Raw genomic sequence first — 17,518 nt, forward strand, 5'->3', positions numbered from 1 at the left:
ATGTTTTGAGTGTTGGGCTTTACAGCCCAACAGTTCCTTCATTGAGTCAGTTTTTCGATAATCTGGCTATTGGCTTCGGGAAATTGATAATTACCAAGCTCGGAAATTGCGACCCAGTTCATCCCAGGTTGCCCCTCAAGGCATTGTGCATTGCCTTCAAACCCGTCGATAGTATATACCAACAAACTGACGTGCTTCGAACCATAATCGTGGTTGATTTCACATAAAAACTTATAGCTGGTAACCAGTAAGCCAACTTCTTCTTTAACCTCTCTGATTAATGCGGCTTCCGGACTTTCATCAGGTTCAAGTTTCCCGCCGGGAAACTCCCATTGGCCGCCATGAGCTAGCTTAAGCGGCCTTTGGGTGATTAATATCCGTTGTTGGCGATCAAAAATAACAGCAACCGCTACTTTCATCCCAGTTGTCCATGGCAGTTTTTATATTTTTTACCAGAACCACAAGGGCATTGCTCGTTGCGTCCGATTTTTTGCTCATGACGGCGGAATGGCAGTTGGGTAACATTTGATGATTCTTCTTGCACATCACTTAAGCTGTCGTCTTCATGCAAGTACTGCACTTTTTGTGCCTGTTCAGATCGGCGCTGTTCCTCAACCGCATTAGCATCTGCTTCAGTCTGTATCTGTACAGATGTCAGTAAACGCACAATATCGTACTTCATGGTATCGAGCATCATGGTAAACAAGGTGAACGCTTCACGCTTGTATTCCTGTTTAGGATCTTTCTGCGCATAACCGCGTAAATGAATGCCCTGACGCAGATGATCCATTGCAGCCAGATGTTCACGCCAATGATTATCCATAGTTTGCAGGATAACTGACTTTTCAAACTGGGCAAGTACTCCACGGCCGGCGATTCGCTCTTTTTCTGCATAGTGATCGCAGCACATAGTGTAAATGCGCTCATGAATTGCCTCAGGTTGAATATGATGATCTTCTTCTACCCATTGAGCGACATCCGCCTTAATTTGAAAATCTTCCAGTAAAGTCTGGCTAAGACCAGCCAGATCCCATTGATCTTCAAGGCTATGCGGTGGAATATGATTATTGACCAGTGTGCTAATCACTTCTTCGCGCATGGAATGAACGACCTCCTTCGGATCGTCTATGGCCATAATTGCAGCTCGCTGCGAATAGATTACTTTACGTTGGTTATTGGCAACGTTATCGTATTCCAACAGTTGTTTACGGATATCAAAGTGATGACCTTCCAGCTTACGCTGAGCGTTTTCAATGGCTTTGGTTACCAGTGTGTGCTCAATTGGTTCACCTGGCTTCATTCCCAATCGGCGCATCATATTGGCGACACGCTCAGAAGCGAAAATACGCATCAGGTTATCATCAAGCGAAAGGTAGAAACGGCTGCTGCCCGCATCCCCCTGCCGGCCTGCACGGCCGCGGAGCTGATTATCGATTCGGCGCGACTCATGACGCTCGGAACCAATAATGCGTAAACCACCGGCTTTTAAAACATCATCATGGCGTTTTTGCCACTCATCTCTGACTGTTTGCCGTTGCTCTTCCGTTGCATCCTCAGGGAGTTTGGCAAGCTCTGCAGCCAGGCTTCCGCCTAATACGATATCAGTACCACGGCCGGCCATATTGGTCGCAATAGTTACAACACCCGGACGACCGGCTTCAGCGATAATCTGCGCCTCTTTTTCATGGAATTTGGCGTTTAATACCTGATGCTTAATCCCGGCTTTATTCAGCATATGACTCAACAGTTCAGAAGCTTCAATTGAAGCAGTTCCTACCAGCACTGGTTGTTTACGCTCGATGCAATCTTTAACATCGGCAATAATCGCTTCATATTTGTCTTGCTGAGTCAAATAAACCAGATCAGGTTGATCCTGACGCTGCATCGGCTTGTTAGTCGGGATAACAACGACCTCAAGATTATAAATTTGCTGGAATTCATATGCTTCGGTGTCAGCTGTTCCAGTCATACCAGACAATTTGTTGTATAACCGGAAATAATTCTGGAACGTGATTGATGCCAGGGTCTGATTCTCATGCTGAATGGGAACCCCTTCTTTGGCTTCTATTGCCTGATGCAAGCCTTCAGACCATCTTCTGCCAGCCATGGTTCGGCCGGTGTGTTCGTCCACAATTACCACCTGATTATCTTTGACAATATAATCAACATCACGATGGAACATGGCATGCGCTCTCAGCGCAGCGTTAACATGATGCATCAGGATGATATTACTGGCGTGGTAAAGGCTTTCACCAGGATCAAGCATATTTTCAGCAGTCAGTAATTCTTCAATACGCATGTGCCCTGCTTCGGTCAAATGCGCCTGTTTTTGCTTCTCATCAATGGTGTAATCCCCTTCGCCGTTTTCTTCTTCCTGTTTTTTCAGCTGGGGAATCAATTTGTTTATTCGCAGATAAAGCTCGGAACTATTTTCAGCAGCGCCTGATATAATCAGCGGTGTACGTGCTTCGTCAATTAAAATCGAGTCAACCTCATCCACAATGGCAAAATTGAGTTCTCGCTGAACTTTGTCTTCAATGCTGAAGGCCATATTATCGCGCAGATAATCAAAACCAAATTCGTTATTGGTCCCATAGACAATATCAGCGGCATAGGCTTGCTTCTTTTCCTGTTGCGGCATATCAGGATAAATTACCCCGACTGTCAGTCCAAGGAATTCAAAAATCGGTTTCTTCCATTGGCTGTCGCGTTTTGCCAAATAATCATTCACGGTTACAACATGGACGCCGCGGCCAGGTATAGCATTCAGATAAGCAGGCAAGGTTCCAACCAGGGTTTTACCCTCCCCGGTCCGCATTTCAGCGATATTGCCTTCATGCAGCACCATACCCCCAATCAACTGCACATCAAAATGACGCAGTCCCATAACCCGTCGTGATACTTCGCGCACAACGGCAAACGCTTCAGCAAGCATTTCATCAAGCGTCTCGCCCTGACTATAACGGGCACGAAACTCACCTGTTTTGGCAGCCAGCTGCTCATCGGTCAATTGCTGCATTATCGGCTCGAACCCGTTGATTGCCTGAACTACTTTTTCCATGCGCCGCAATGTACGTTCGTTGCGGCTGCCAAACATTTTTTTAATCAACGTATTGAGCATGGCTATACTATTCCTCTTAAACAATCGAGCATTAAAACCGGTTAATTTACTAGAATTTTATGGAAATTACCAATTTATTAAATTAAGCACATTGCAGTAGTAGGCTGGAAGGCTTCGCTGGTATTGGCAGAAAGTGAATATAAATTTGATTTAGAACCATTTTTCCCTCTCCCCTGCCCCTCTCCCGGTACGGGAGAGGGAAAACCCCGATACATAAAGCCCTCTCCCGTATCGGGAGAGGGTTGGGAGAGGGAAAATCCAAGGCTATACTTGCTGAGCGGATACTGCTTCCATAATCGGTTCGATGCTTTTTAATCTTTGAGCAAGCATTAATTGCTCCTTCCACCCTTTTGCTCCAGGCATGCCATGGGCAAAATTAAATACAGGCTTTAACAATATGCTGAGCGGAACGCCTTGCTTAAATTGAACGCTCAAGTAATCAATATACTCATTGATCACTTCTTCACGGCTGACGGGCGCTACATCAGGATAAAAATAGTGATGGATTGCCGCCAGAGCATAAGGATTGTTGCATACCAGACGGCCTAACATTACGCCATCAATCTGGTTAGCCAAATGTTGCGTTATGTCATCGATCGTTGCGATATTACCGTTGATAACAATCGGAAGCGCACCTAACTCCTTTTTTAGGTTATAGGCATACTCATAATGCAGCGGCGGTATTGTCCGGTTTTGCTTTGGACTTAAGCCATTGAGCCATGCCTTACGGGCATGGACAATCAGTTTATCGCAACCGGCATCAACCAACCGCCTGGCAAAAGCAGAAAAAAATGAATAACTATCCTGATGATCGATACCAATGCGGGTTTTTGCCGTAACTGGAATTGATACAGCCTGTTTCATTGCATAAATACATTCAGCAACCAAATCAGGCTCTGTCATCATGCAAGCGCCAAAACGCCCGGATTGTACCCGATCGCTGGGGCAACCAAGATTAAGGTTAACCTCAGCATAACCCTGCTCTTCTGCTAGCTGGGCACAGTATACCAATTCCTCTTTATCCGCCCCTCCCAACTGTAATGCAATTGGTTGTTCCATCGGCTGGTAATATAAAGCACGCTCTGGCTTGTTTCTTATTGCACCTGACGTTTGCATTTCTGTGTACAATAAAGCATTAGGCGCCAACATGCGCATGAACACTCTGAAATGGCTGTATGTCCAATCGATCATTGGAGCAATTGCCAGCGGCGAGATTAGCTTATTAGAAAATGATAACAAAACAATGCATAAAAAAAATCATGGGTTGCAGGAATTATACCTTAAGTAGGGAAATGTAGCTATTGGTGAATATCAAGCGGCGGGCGAGGTGTTGCCGGCCGAAATCTGTTGTTCTTCCTCTTGTGCTTTCTCGTTATTACTCTGGGCTTTCATTTGTGCAAAACCCGCTTTAAATGATGAAAATTTATTGGTACTTTCACTGCTTTTCTCAATTACCCCGACCTGGCTGACGTTCTCTGATTTTTTTTCTACCAGAGCATTTGATGTTTTTTCCAGGGCATTGAGCGCTATCTCAATCGCTTTCTGACTTTTGCTAAAAAAACCAAATTCGTTATTCGTTTTCATTTCAGTGATAATGCCTGTGAGTTTATTCTTTGCTTCATCAACAGCGGCTTTATCAGCCATATTGACCTTATTCAGCGTACTCATAATATCAATCAGCTTTTCTTCTTTGCTATCAAGCTTTTCCCAAGTCGGATCATTCGCCGTGCTTTTTTCAGCGGAAAGGCCCTGGATACGCTGGCGCATCATTTCCATCCCTATTGCGAGTTCAATCTCTGCCGATGTTTTAATCAACGGAGGCGGCCTGTTTTTTGCGCTGTATTCCTTAAGCCCCATATCTGGCTTATCTATTTTCCATTGTTCAAAAGTACGGCGCGATACAACAATTGTCCCCTTATCGTTTTGCTCTGCCGGCTCCCATTGGCCAGGTTCTTTAGCTGAGGGCTTTAATAACAGCAAGTCATTAATAACAACCATCCTGAGCTTATCTTTACTATTTTTTTCAAACCACTTCTCAGCCTGGCGTGAACCAAAATCGCCAAATTTAAAGCCCTCCGCACCATAAGCTTTGGACTCAGCCATCCCTTGGGAGTTATTCATATCAATAGTCTGTTCCTGATCAAAGCCGTCTGTTTTCCAGGCACGTCTGGAACCAAGAAAACCAACCACTTTTTGAAACAAAGAGGGCTCTTCCCCTTCTACCCGACAGAATACATGTTTGGTATTTTCCAGCGCTTCAATACGAGGCATGAGTTTTTTAATCTGGTTAAGCGGTTTAATCCACATGGAGAAGGTTTCGGGAATGACTACCCCTACATTGGTAGTTGTTTTAAATAATGCTTCCTGGATGCAATCTTTGGTCTTGCCCAGGACGGAACTATGTCCATGCAGATCTTTTATACCCGTATAACCTTTATTGGTTGTAACTTGTATGGCCAGCTTCCTAATCTGGGAAACTTCACGGGCAACACCGCCATCGACAGCCACAACATCGTTACCCGACATGTCGCCATCCACTTTTTCCATAAACTGGCCTGTGGTCTGCACCGCCGCTACCGCAGATGCCGTTTTTCCTGAGCCTGAGGGGCCTGCAACGATCACGACTGCACGTTTTGCCCATTTTTCACCTTCATAATGTGTCGTAGACGCGCTAAACACTGCATCCCGATATTCATTGCTGTTCATTTCCTCTTCTAAAGCGAGGCGGTACAATTCTGTACCAATCTTGCCTAAAAATCCTTCCATGGTGACAGTGGCCTTTTCCGGACTGGTTGCCCTTATGTCCGGATTACCTGGTTTATAGTGGTTATCAGATTTTTGATTTATGGTATTAATATGCTCAATAAAGGCTTTTCGGAAAAACTGCGGATCAGAAGACGGGATTGTGGTTAATAACAGGCTTTTAGCAAGAAAGGTTTTTACTTTTTCAGTGTGCTGTTGCTGATAGCCACTTACTCCCGCATACAGTTCGCCCCGGGCATTTTCAGACAGCAATCGATTAACCAATTGGGTATTGGTTTCATTATCAGGCTGTTTATAAACGCCAACCTGCTTTTGTAACGGCGCGAGGTCTTCCATTCAGGCTTCATGCAGTTGGACTGGTGGTACTATTACTATAGTACATGGGGAAGCTTTATGAACAAATAAATTAAATTCCTCTATGTATTCAACTAACCAGATTCATAGCTTCGACCAATAATTGCAGTTTTGAGCGGCCCTGATAAACATTAATATCCAGTTTATAAGCCATATGAACCTGTCGTGCCCGATGATTGGGCCAGCATTTGTGGTCAATATTAAATGCTATCGCATCAATGGGTTCCCCGCCCTGACTATGTAACAGAGTCATTTTGAGGTGATTTTGTCCGACTATGCGTTGCTCAAGAATCTCAAAAACGTCATCGAAGCATGGCTCGGGAAATTGCTGCCCCCACGGCCCTGCCTGCTGCAGCAGTAAAGCAATATCCAGATTGAGATCACTGCGGTTTAAATTGCCATCAGTCAGCAGATATTTTTCACATTGTTCGATATCAATGTGCTTATTCACCTCTCGAATAAAGGCCTGTTGAAATTCGGAAAAACGCTGCGGCGGCAAGCTTAATCCAGCAGCCATGGCATGACCGCCGAATTTTGTAATCAAACCGGGAAAATCTTTATCTACCGCAGCCAGAGCATCCCGGATGTTTAAACCGGGTATAGAGCGTGCAGACCCTTTTAATTCGGAATCACTCACTTTTGCAAACGCAATTATCGGGCGATGATAACGGTCTTTAAGGCGGCCGGCCAATATTCCAATTACGCCCTGATGCCAGTTTTTATCCATCAGGCACAGCGCTGCCGGCAGCTTGCCGGCATGTTCGATTTTTTTAGCCAATTGCTCAACAGCAACCAAAGCCTGCTCTTTCATCTCAGCCTCAATTACCCGCCGCTCCTGATTAAGTTCATCGAGATGACTGGCAAACGCCTTCGCCATATTAATATCGTCGCATAGCAGGCAATTAATCCCCAGGGCCATGTCATCAAGCCGGCCAGCCGCATTCAGGCGCGGCGCAATGGCAAAGCCCAAATCACTTTCCCGCACCCGACTGCAATCGCGGCCGGAAATTTCAATTAACGCCCGAATACCGGCACGGCATTGCCCCTGTCGAATACGCAGCAAACCCTGATTGACCATAATGCGGTTATTCTGATCGAGGGCAACCACATCAGCTACTGTACCCAAGGCCACCAGGTCCAGGAATTGCGACATGTTAGGTTCGGCAATGCCCTGTTTGGTAAACCAGCCGGTATTAACCAGATGACGCCTTAATGCCAGCATCACATAAAAAATTACGCCCACACCAGCAATTGATTTACTGTCAAACGCATCCTGCTCTCGATTGGGATTTACAATTGCACAGGCCGCGGGCAATCTTTCTCCCGGTAAATGATGATCGGTAACCAGTACATCAATACCAGCGCTATTAGCAGCAGCAACGCCCTCTATGCTGGCAATGCCGTTATCAACCGTAATAATCAAATCAGGCTGCCATTTACGGGCAACCTCGACTATGCCAGGCGTTAATCCGTACCCAAACTCAAAACGGTTAGGCACCAGAAATTCAACCTGCGTGGCTCCCATGGCTTTTAGCGCGCTGATTGCAAGCGCTGTAGAAGTCGCGCCGTCAGCATCAAAATCACCTATGATTAATATCCGCTCCTGCTTCACAAGCGCTTGTTCAAGGCGTACACAGGCCTTATCAATATCAGTTAACTGGTGAAAAGGCAGCAACGTTTGCAGACTTTTATCTATTTGAGCCGGCTCACTGATTCCTCGAGCGGCATAAATACGTTGTAATATAGGTGAAACAGCTCCCAAAGCCGGTAAATTGTCTGGTAGCTCCCTTCGTTTTATCTGCATTGATTCATCCCCTTAAAAACCGCTTCCACCATTTCTTTTTGCTTGTCTGGTAAGCAATATCATTCCAATACCAGCGAACGCCATTATTTTGACGCAGGTTAAGTTGTCCTGCCCCAGCATTACTAATAATCACCAGCGCATTATCAGGCAAAACCTGCTCGGGAAGCCAGGGCTGTATATAAGATGAAAAATGTGCCTGCAGATCGTGGTCATCAGACAGAATAACCCGCCCTTGCGGCCATTCAAAAACGCCGCCGCCAAAAGCCCACACCCCATTGACCGGGCAACGATCTGTACGCTTGTTGTTTAAAGAATGGTTACTCAAGAACATCTGTAATTCCGTTAATCGCTTTTGCCAATGCAGGCTTTTATCCATTGCAGCAAGCGCCGGCATCATTGATTGATGCAGGATTAATTCTGCCGGCTTGCTGCTGATATCAGGCAGCCCGTCAATATTGATTAACCAGGTATATTTATCATGATAATACAGGCGGATATTTTCTACCTGCAGAAAATCAGCCAGTGCAGCATACCATTCACGTGCTTCATCTTCGCTGAACTGTAAATCCTGCCCTGCCGCTATAATCATGGCGTCATTATGAGTAGCCTGCCAGTATATCGGGGTAAGAACCAGCCATTTCCCTGATAAGGAGTGGTATTGCCGCAAAAAATCGCCAAGCGGCAGGCTAGACGCTTCATCACCCATTGCAGTCAATACATTGAGCATAAAGCGCTTAGCGCCATTTAATTCAACGGCATTCTCAGGCAGACAGCCTTTATCGGCGTTAATAATAACATCGATCATCAACTGGCCTTATAACCGTCTTTTTTAAATAATACTTTTATGTTACGCAATGCCTGGCGTGTGCGATGATTATTTTCTATCAGGCCAAAGCGGACATAGGCATCGCCTTGCGGACCAAAACCGATACCGGGAGAAACGGAAACATGCGCTTCCTTCAGCAGATATTTGGCAAATTCAAGCGAACCCATAGAGCTGTAAAATTCGGGAATTTTCGCCCAGACAAACATCGTCGCCTTCGGCTTTTCAACTGGCCAGCCAATTTCCTGCAGGCCTTCGCAAAGCACATTACGTCTTTTTTCATACAGCTGGCGGATTTCCTCAACACAGTCATCCGGTCCCTCAAGCGCTGCAATTGCTGCAACCTGAATAGGAGTAAAAGTACCATAATCAAGATAGGATTTAATGCGGGCCAGCGCTGCAACCAATTCTTCGTTGCCGCAGGCAAAACCGACACGCCAGCCCGGCATGTTGTATGATTTGGACATCGAATAGGTTTCGATAGCAATATCAATAGCGCCCGGCACTTGCAGAATCGATGGCGCCTTGTAGCCATCAAATACGATATCGGCATAAGCCAAATCATGAATCACCCAGATATTGTGTTTCTTGGCCAGCGCTATCACCCGCTCGAAAAATTCATACTCAACACAGTGTGTGCTTGGATTAGCCGGGAAATTGATCACCAGCGCTTTGGGCTTGGGCCAGTTTTTTTCAATTGATTCCTCAACAGATTGCAGGAACTGATTTTCATCGATTAATGGGATCTGCTCAACATTGGCTCCGGCAATAATAAAACCATAAGTATGAATTGGATAAGCCGGATCTGGCACCAGAATAGTATCTCCCGGACCGCTAATCGCCAGCGCAAGATGTGCCAGACCCTCTTTTGAACCAATCGTGGTCAGTACCTGCTTTTCACTATCCAGCACAACATCATAGTGTTTCTTATACCAGTTCGCCATAGCCCTGCGCAGCCGGGGAATCCCTTTTGACATGGAATAACGGTGGGTGTCCGGGCGCAGCGCTGTTTCCACCAGTTTGTCAACGATATGCTGCGGCGTTGGCCGATCGGGATTTCCCATACCAAAATCAATCACGTCTTCACCGCGCGCTCGCGCCTCTGACTTTAATTGGGTCATTACATTAAAGACATAAGGGGGTAAGCGTTGAATACGTGGAAATTGACTCATGATTTCACCTCTGTGTTATAATGCGCATCAGTATAAATTAATACATGATCAAAACCAATGCACATACACCTGGAATCAGTAGAAAAAAATGCAGTGCAGGCTTATAGCGAAAATGAGGTCAAAATTGACTCAATTATCTATACTCGAAACTTTTTTGTCAGTGCTTCTGCAATTGATGAAAACTGGCAGGCAGAGCATATTTCTGCCCTTGATGAGCAGGCTATCGCCCCTCTTCTGGCGCAACAGCCGGAAATAATTATTCTCGGTCACAAGGAAGCAGGAAAGTTTCCGCCGATGCAAACCATCCAGCATCTGGCTAATCAGCGGATAGGGATTGAATGCATGTCGATTGGAGCTGCGTGCAGAACATTTAATGTTTTGTTGAGTGAAAACCGCAAGGTGATTTTAGGCATTTTATTTTAGATCTTTTGTTGGGTCAAACGACCCAACCTACACCTGGCGTCTTGCTTCCAGCACATTCGGGATCTGCTCCATTTTGCTTAACAGACGCGACAGACTATTTAATCCGTCGATTTCGACTGTCAAGGTAATAAAAGCGGTATTCTCCTGTTTGTTGCTCTTGGTCTGTAAGGCGTAAACATGAGACTTTTCATTAGCCAGGAGCGTTGTTATATCGCGCAAGAGATCCGGGCGGTTGAATGCTTTTATGATAACATCAACCACGTAATGATCCCGGGTTGAACTCCCCCATGCCACCTGCAAGAAACGCTGTTTCTGGCGTTCGGTCGCATGAAGGATATTGGGGCAATCTTTACGATGTATCGATACACCGCGGCCAATGGTGATATATCCTAATACATCATCGCCAGGCACGGGCTGACAGCAGCGAGCCATGGTTGTCAGCAGATCGCCCACACCTTCGATTTTTACATCACCGCCAGATATTTCAGGCTTGGTAAGCGGTTTGACTATCGTCTGAATTTCCGGCTCGGTTGTCACGACCGGCGATAAGCGATGCAGAATCTGGCCAAGCTTGATATCGCCCCTGCCTAACGCTGCGAGCATATCATCCAGCTTTTTATAGTTAAATGCCGAGACGATTTCATTAAGCCGCTCTGACTTAATTCCCAGGGCTTTAAGTTCTTTATCAAGAATTTCCTGGCCCTCGTCGCGATTTCGGTCAAAATCCTGCATTTTAAACCAATGCAAAACTTTGGCTTTGGCACGTGAAGTTTTTAAATAGTTATGGTGCGGATTAATCCAGTCGCGTGATGGCCGTTCTTCCTTGCCGGTTAAAATTTCAACTTTATCCCCGGTCTTGAGCGCATAGGTCAATGGTACAATATGGCCATTGACTTTCGCTCCCCGGCAACGATGCCCAAGCTGGCTATGGACATGGTAGGCAAAGTCCAGCGGTGTAACGCCATGGGGCAAATCCAGGACATCCCCGCCGGGAGTAAACACATATACCCGATCCTCAAGAAATTCGGTTTCAATTGCTTCGGAAACACCGCTGGAAGCAGCCATATCACGATGCCAGGCCAATACTTCCCGCAGCCATTCGATTTTTCGCTCATGACCAGCTTTTACCTGGCCAGAACCTTCCTTATATTTCCAATGCGCGGCAACGCCCATTTCAGCCAGATCGTGCATTTCAAACGTTCGAATCTGAACTTCAAATACCCTGTCCTCTGGACCGACTACAGCGGTGTGCAGCGATTGATAACCATTCGGTTTGGGATTGACAATATAATCATCAAATTCAGCCAGTACCTGTTTCCACAATGAATGCACCATACTTAGCACGTCATAGCACTGCTCTTTAGTCTCCACCAGAACCCTGACTGCTGTCGCATCATAAATTTCATCCAGGGAAACATTCTTGCGCTTCATTTTTTTATAAATACTGTGAATGTGCTTTGAACGGCCATAGACAGCATAATGATGGGCGCCAGTCGCTTTTATCTGTTCAGTGAGTTCAGTAACAATCAGGTTGACATAGCGGTCGCGATCGAGCCGCTTTGTCTTTAAGCCTTTAGCGATTGCCTTATAATCCTCTGGATGCAGATAGCGGAAAGCCAAATCCTCCATTTCCCATTTAATCGCTCCTATCCCTAACCGGTTGGCAAGCGGCGCGTAAATTTCCATTACTTCGGTAGCGATTTGCTTTTGCATACTTTCCGGCAGACGCTCACTGCCCCGCAGCACGCACAGCCGTTCGGCAAGCTTGATAAGGACAACCCTGGCATCGTCTACCATGGCCAGCAGCATTTTACGGATATTATCTGCCTGGTGTTTATTCTGAGGGTACTTGTTGAGCGCCTGCAAGTTATGAATCGCACTCATTTTTTCAATACCGCGCACCAGCTTTGCAATCTCTGGCCCAATTTGCTCTTCGACATCGTCCAGCGACAGTTCAGCATAATGTACACTGACAAATAATATCGCGGCGGCAAGCGTATCTTTATCGACCTCAAGGTCGGCCAGCAAATCAGCCATTGCCAACCCCTGCTGCAGGCACGATACACCAATTTCAGTAGCGTGTTCGTGGCAGGCAAGCTGGCATAAATTACAGGCGTTACGAATCACGGTCAGGTCCTGGAAGTACCCTTTGCTGGCCAGCTGATGCAGCCATTGCTCAACGTCAATATGGCCGTCTACCGACCACAGGGTATCTTCTTTAACCTTAACCATCGTGATTATCCTTGTTCAAATAAAGCAATCGACTCCACATGAGCGGTATGCGGAAACATATCCATTACACCAGCGGCTGCCAGCCGGTAACCGTGGTGGTTTACCAGAATATCGGCATCTCGTGCCAGAGTAGCAGGATTACATGATACATAAACCAAACGCGCAGGTTTTAATTTGTTGATTTGTTTTACTATTTCCAAAGCCCCTGATCGCGGCGGATCAATTAATAACTTGTCTACCCGGCCATTAACAATATTGGCAAGCGCATTCACTTCGTCAAGGTTTGCACAGAAAAATTCCGTATTGTCCAAACCATTTAACCCGGCATTCATACGAGCACGCGCAACCATTGTTTCACTGCCTTCTATACCAGTAACTTTAGCACAGTGCCTGGCCATAGGAAGTGAAAAATTGCCCAAGCCGCAAAATAAGTCCAGCACAACGTCATCTGGTTGTAAATCCATTAAGGCAATTGCTTGATTGACCATAGCGCGATTCAATCCCGGATTGACCTGGGTGAAGTCCGTTGGATGAAATTTGAACTGAATCCCATGATCAGGTAACGCATAATTTAAATAATTATCGGCGTTGTCTGGATAAAATAAGGTAACCGAATCTGGCCCTTTGGGCTGTAGATAAATAATAAAACCGCTTTGCCGACCGAATTCACGCAACTTGTCTTCATCCGCTGTAGTCAGGTTCTCGAGATTACGGAAAATCAACGCAACCTCTTCATCACCCGCCGATACTTCAATTTGCGCAATAATCGCAGGCTTTTGAAAAGAATCAATCAGGGCGCGAAGACTAATAATCTGGTCGTCCACTTTTTTATTCAACACAGGACATTGATTAATTTCAGTAATATAACGCGGATTAATTTTCTCTCTGAATCCGATTAAGGTTGAATTTTTTTTCTCGACATAACGGGTGCTTAACCGTGCCTTATTACGATAATTCCAGGTTGTACTGGTTAATGGCGGCAGAACTTCTTCAGGAGCGGTTTTGCCAACACGCAGGAGTAAATCAAGCAACAGCGCCTGTTTTTCGTGGATTTGTTCTGATTCGGCAAGGTGTTGTAACGAGCATCCGCCGCACAATGCATAATGTGGACAACGAGGTTCAGCACGCTGGGGTGATGCCGTATCAACGGTGATTACCCGTCCCTCATCATAATCACGTTTTACCTCTGTATATTGAAAAGTAACCGTTTCTCCTGGCAGAGCGCCCTGGACAAATGTTGTTTTACCGTTAATACGGGCTATGCCGCGGCCATCGTGGCTGAAACGCTCTATCTCGGCCTGAATGGTTGTTAACGGCAGTTTTTTTCGCCTTCTGGTCATTAGATAAATCCTGCATACAAAATTAATGCTCTTCTCTCAATATGGGAGAAAATGGCGTAAAGCGACGGAAGAGAGATAATCATTTACTTTCTGTTTTACCCTCTTCCGCCCTGCGGGCACCTTCTCCCGATACGGGAGAAGGGAGTTTTTTTACCCTTTTAATAAATTTTCCACTTCACTTGCGGTCAACTCTTGCACCGCCCCACGCGCCAGCCATCTCGGCATGGCAATACTGCCATATCGAATGCGAATCAGCCGGCTAACTTCAACCCCCTGAGATTGCCATAACCGCCTTACTTCACGATTACGCCCCTCAGTCAGGATCACATGATACCAGCTATTGACGCCTTCTCCGCCATGGTACTCTATTTTCTTAAATTGCGCCTTACCATCATCAAGTTCCACACCTTTCAGCAAGTTGTCGATTGCTTCCTTACTCACCTGGCCGTGTACACGTACCGCATACTCACGCTCCAGACCGTATCTGGGATGCATTAACTGGTTTGCCAGCTCGCCATTGTTGGTAAACAGCAATAAACCAGAGGTATTAATATCAAGCCGGCCAACCTGAACCCAGCGCCCTTCTTTCAGATAAGGCAATTTGTCAAAAACCGTTCTGTGGTGTTTCGGATCATTACGGCTGCATATCTCGCCAATAGGCTTATGGTACATAATAACGCGAGTTTTAAGTTCTTTCTTTAAAGGATTAGCTATTAATCTCCCTTTTACCGAAATTTTATCCGTGAAATCAGCTTTGTCGCCTAATTTGGCGACTGTACCGTTAACTGAAACCTGACCTTCCTCAATCCATTTTTCCACTTCCCTGCGTGAACCCAAGCCTGCCTGGCTGATAATCTTTTGTAAACGTTCTTTCATTATTCAATACACTCTTCTACAGGTTGATTATTCGGCACAGATGGTTCTTCAGCTATCGGCATCAATAGCGGTAACTGATCAATACTGGCCAAATTAAAATAATCAAGAAAATCCCGGGTAGTTACATAAACTGCAGGTTTTCCCGGCACATCCCGATGACCGGCAATTTTAACCCATTCACGTTCCATTAAGGTTTTTAAAATTGTACTGCTGACCGTAACTCCCCGAATCTCTTCAATGTCTGCCCGCGTCACCGGTTGACGATAGGCAATGATTGCCAGTGTTTCCAATAACGCTCTGGAATAACGGGCAGGCCGCTCTGCCTGCAGCCGGCTTACCCAGTTTCCGTATTTTGCCCGGGTCTGGAAACAATACCCGCTGGCTAACCGCTTCAGCTCAATAGCGCTATTCTGATAATCCTGAGCTAATAAGTCCAATACTTTTTCAAGTTGTTTACGATCAGGCTTTTGCCAGTCATCAAAAACGGATACCAGTTGTTCATGTGATAACGGCTTTTCCGAACTCATTAACAGCGCTTCAAGAATCAATTTAAGTTCTATGTCATCCATTTTGAACCGCCTGTAAATGAATAGGTGAAAATGCAGCCGTTTGAGTAATCAGAACCAGCGACTGCCTGGCCAGCTCGAGGATAGCCAACAAGGTAACCGCCAGCCCCATCCGTCCTTCATCTTCCTGCAATAACTGATTAAACATAACCGTCTTGTCCTGTTGCAGACGCTCAAGAACAAGAGCCATACGCTCGCGCACGGATAAAGGTTCCCGGCTAATCTGATGATGCACCTCATGCCCCTGACGCTCAATCAATTCCATCATTGCCTGCGTCAATTCATCGAGATTAACATCCGGGTGCATGATGATCATTTGTAATCCATCGGCAGCAATAGCGCCGCGATAAATTTCGCGCTCACAACGCGGTAATTCATCAATGGCTATTGCTGCCTGTTTGAACTGTTCGTACAGCTGCAGTTTTTTTACCAATGCCAGACGAGGATCTTCCATTTCCTCATCATCCGCACCTGCCGGTACTGGCAATAACAGTCTGGATTTGATTTCAGCAAGCATAGCGGCCATTACCAGATAATCGGCAGCCAGTTCAAGCTGATGTTCTTCCATCAGATTGATGTATTGCATATATTGATTGGTAATGCGTGCAATCGGAATATCAAGAATATCAATATTCTGCCGCCGGATCAGATACAGCAGCAAGTCCAGCGGTCCGGTAAATGAATCCAGCAAAACCCTGAGCGCATCAGGCGGAATAAACAGATCCGCCGGCACTTCTGTAAAAGGCTTGCCATCGACCAGCGCTAATACGTCAGGTTCCGCTGCCGCCGCACATGCTGTCATCAATAATCCAGACCCATTACTTCGCGGACATCTTTTAATGTTTTAATCGCTTCTTCACGAGCCGCTTCACTGCCCTCAGCCACCAGACGCTTTACCGATCCGATATCCGCTTCATATTCTCTGATTGACTCCTGAATAGGCTTAAGCTCCTGCTGAATGGCATCCACGACCGGACGTTTGCACTCCAGACAACCAATACCAGCCGTTCTGCAGCCTTTCTGCACCCAGTCTTTTACCTCATCAGAGGAATAGACTTTATGGAACTGCCAGACTGGACATTTTTCCGGTTCGCCGGGATCTGTACGCTTCACGCGGGCAGGATCTGTGGGCATGGTTAATATCTTTTTCTCAACAACCTCGGGCTCTTCCCGTAAACCAATGGTGTTATGATAAGATTTAGACATCTTCTGGCCATCGGTACCAGGCAATTTAGGGGTTTCAGTTAATAATACCTGCGGCTCCGGCAGAATGATTTTACCCGAGCCGTCAAGATAACCCAGTAAACGCTCTTTATCGCCCAAGGATAAATTATGCTGATTGGTTATAAGCGCTCTGGCCGTATTAAGCGATTCGTGGCTGCCTTCCTGCTGGAAATCCTTGCGTAAATCGTTATAAAGACGGCTATTTTTTTTGCCCATTTTCTTTACTGCTTCCTGAGCCAGCGTTTCAAAATTGGGCTCACGGCCATAAATAAAATTAAACCGCCGCGCTATTTCCCGGATTAATTCAATATGGGCAATCTGATCTTCGCCAACAGGAACATAATCAGCTTTGTACAGCAGAACATCTGCGCTCTGCAGTAACGGATAACCCAAAAAACCGTAGGTAGACAAATCTTTTTCACGCAGTTTTTCCTGCTGATCTTTATATGTCGGCACCCGCTCCAGCCAGCCCAATGGCGTAATCATAGACAATAGCAAATGCAGTTCCGCATGCTCTGGTACCCAGGATTGGATAAAGACTTTGGACAAGCCAACGTTAACGCCGCATGCCAGCCAATCGATAATCATGTCCCATAAGGCAGTTTCAAAAAAACCCGGCGAATCGTAATGGGTGGTCAATCCATGCCAGTCTGCGGCAAAGAAATAGCAATCATATTGGTGCTGGAGTTTCACCCAGTTTTTCAATACGCCGTGATAATGTCCCAAGTGCAACCGGCCGCTGACTCGCATACCGGACACTACCCGCTTACTGGAACTAAATAATGCTGACATCAAAATCCTCAATTCAACTTTTTTATAA

At 46.0% G+C, this 17,518-nt stretch carries 14 protein-coding genes; 1 reads left to right on the forward strand and 13 read right to left on the reverse strand.

Features of this window, described 5'->3' with window-relative positions; all coding sequences use genetic code 11:
* Positions 1 to 38: 38 nt before the first annotated feature.
* The 7 genes from mutT to alaC form a co-directional block, all read right to left on the reverse strand.
* A complete protein-coding gene (mutT, locus tag ACFORL_RS01105) occupies positions 39 to 419 on the reverse strand; it encodes an 8-oxo-dGTP diphosphatase MutT (protein WP_382340255.1) in 381 nt (126 codons plus the stop codon).
* A complete protein-coding gene (gene secA, locus ACFORL_RS01110) occupies positions 416 to 3,121 on the reverse strand; it encodes a preprotein translocase subunit SecA (protein WP_382340257.1) in 2,706 nt (901 codons plus the stop codon). Before secA ends, mutT begins: the two co-directional genes overlap by 4 nt.
* 264 nt (positions 3,122 to 3,385) lie before the next feature.
* Positions 3,386 to 4,336, reverse strand: coding sequence for a tRNA dihydrouridine(20/20a) synthase DusA (gene dusA / locus ACFORL_RS01115; RefSeq protein ID WP_382340844.1), 951 nt, complete (start codon positions 4,334 to 4,336; stop codon positions 3,386 to 3,388).
* A gap of 96 nt (positions 4,337 to 4,432) precedes the next feature.
* Positions 4,433 to 6,220, reverse strand: coding sequence for a hypothetical protein (locus ACFORL_RS01120; RefSeq protein ID WP_382340259.1), 1,788 nt, complete (start codon positions 6,218 to 6,220; stop codon positions 4,433 to 4,435).
* An 88-nt stretch (positions 6,221 to 6,308) separates the two neighbouring features.
* Positions 6,309 to 8,042 (reverse strand): single-stranded-DNA-specific exonuclease RecJ, encoded by a 1,734-nt coding sequence (gene recJ, locus ACFORL_RS01125; protein WP_382340262.1) that lies wholly within the window; start codon positions 8,040 to 8,042, stop codon positions 6,309 to 6,311.
* A 4-nt stretch (positions 8,043 to 8,046) separates the two neighbouring features.
* A complete protein-coding gene (locus tag ACFORL_RS01130; RefSeq protein ID WP_382340264.1) occupies positions 8,047 to 8,847 on the reverse strand; it encodes a hypothetical protein in 801 nt (266 codons plus the stop codon).
* Positions 8,847 to 10,037: an alanine transaminase gene (gene alaC / locus ACFORL_RS01135; RefSeq protein ID WP_382340266.1), complete on the reverse strand. Its 1,191-nt coding sequence runs from the start codon at positions 10,035 to 10,037 to the stop codon at positions 8,847 to 8,849. The genes ACFORL_RS01130 and alaC overlap by 1 nt, the downstream gene beginning before the upstream one ends.
* A 57-nt stretch (positions 10,038 to 10,094) precedes the next feature.
* On the opposite strand from alaC, the gene ACFORL_RS01140 reads away from it, so the two are divergent.
* Positions 10,095 to 10,460, forward strand: a complete 366-nt coding sequence (locus ACFORL_RS01140; protein ID WP_382340268.1) for an Mth938-like domain-containing protein — start codon at positions 10,095 to 10,097, stop codon at positions 10,458 to 10,460.
* Positions 10,461 to 10,487: 27 nt separating this feature from the next.
* Here the strand turns inward: ACFORL_RS01140 and relA are convergent, their stop codons facing one another.
* The 6 genes from relA to ACFORL_RS01170 all read right to left on the reverse strand — a co-directional run bounded on the left by relA (position 10,488) and on the right by ACFORL_RS01170 (position 17,490).
* Entirely contained in the window at positions 10,488 to 12,692 is a 2,205-nt protein-coding gene (relA, locus tag ACFORL_RS01145) for a GTP diphosphokinase (protein WP_382340270.1), read from the reverse strand.
* A 5-nt stretch (positions 12,693 to 12,697) separates the two neighbouring features.
* On the reverse strand, positions 12,698 to 14,032 hold the full coding sequence (rlmD, locus tag ACFORL_RS01150) for a 23S rRNA (uracil(1939)-C(5))-methyltransferase RlmD (protein WP_382340272.1): 1,335 nt from the start codon (positions 14,030 to 14,032) through the stop codon (positions 12,698 to 12,700).
* 150 nt (positions 14,033 to 14,182) lie between these two features.
* Positions 14,183 to 14,911, reverse strand: a complete 729-nt coding sequence (rluB, locus tag ACFORL_RS01155) for a 23S rRNA pseudouridine(2605) synthase RluB (RefSeq protein ID WP_382340846.1) — start codon at positions 14,909 to 14,911, stop codon at positions 14,183 to 14,185.
* Entirely contained in the window at positions 14,908 to 15,477 is a 570-nt protein-coding gene (gene scpB, locus ACFORL_RS01160; protein WP_382340275.1) for an SMC-Scp complex subunit ScpB, read from the reverse strand. Before scpB ends, rluB begins: the two co-directional genes overlap by 4 nt.
* Complete coding sequence (locus ACFORL_RS01165; RefSeq protein WP_382340277.1) at positions 15,470 to 16,276, reverse strand: segregation and condensation protein A; 807 nt, start codon at positions 16,274 to 16,276, stop codon at positions 15,470 to 15,472. Before ACFORL_RS01165 ends, scpB begins: the two co-directional genes overlap by 8 nt.
* A complete protein-coding gene (locus ACFORL_RS01170) occupies positions 16,276 to 17,490 on the reverse strand; it encodes a tryptophan--tRNA ligase (protein WP_382340279.1) in 1,215 nt (404 codons plus the stop codon). The genes ACFORL_RS01165 and ACFORL_RS01170 overlap by 1 nt, the downstream gene beginning before the upstream one ends.
* Positions 17,491 to 17,518: the final 28 nt, after the last annotated feature.

It is taken from the genome of Legionella dresdenensis (genome assembly GCF_042649825.1).
Taxonomy (GTDB): Bacteria; Pseudomonadota; Gammaproteobacteria; order Legionellales; family Legionellaceae; genus Legionella_C; species Legionella_C dresdenensis.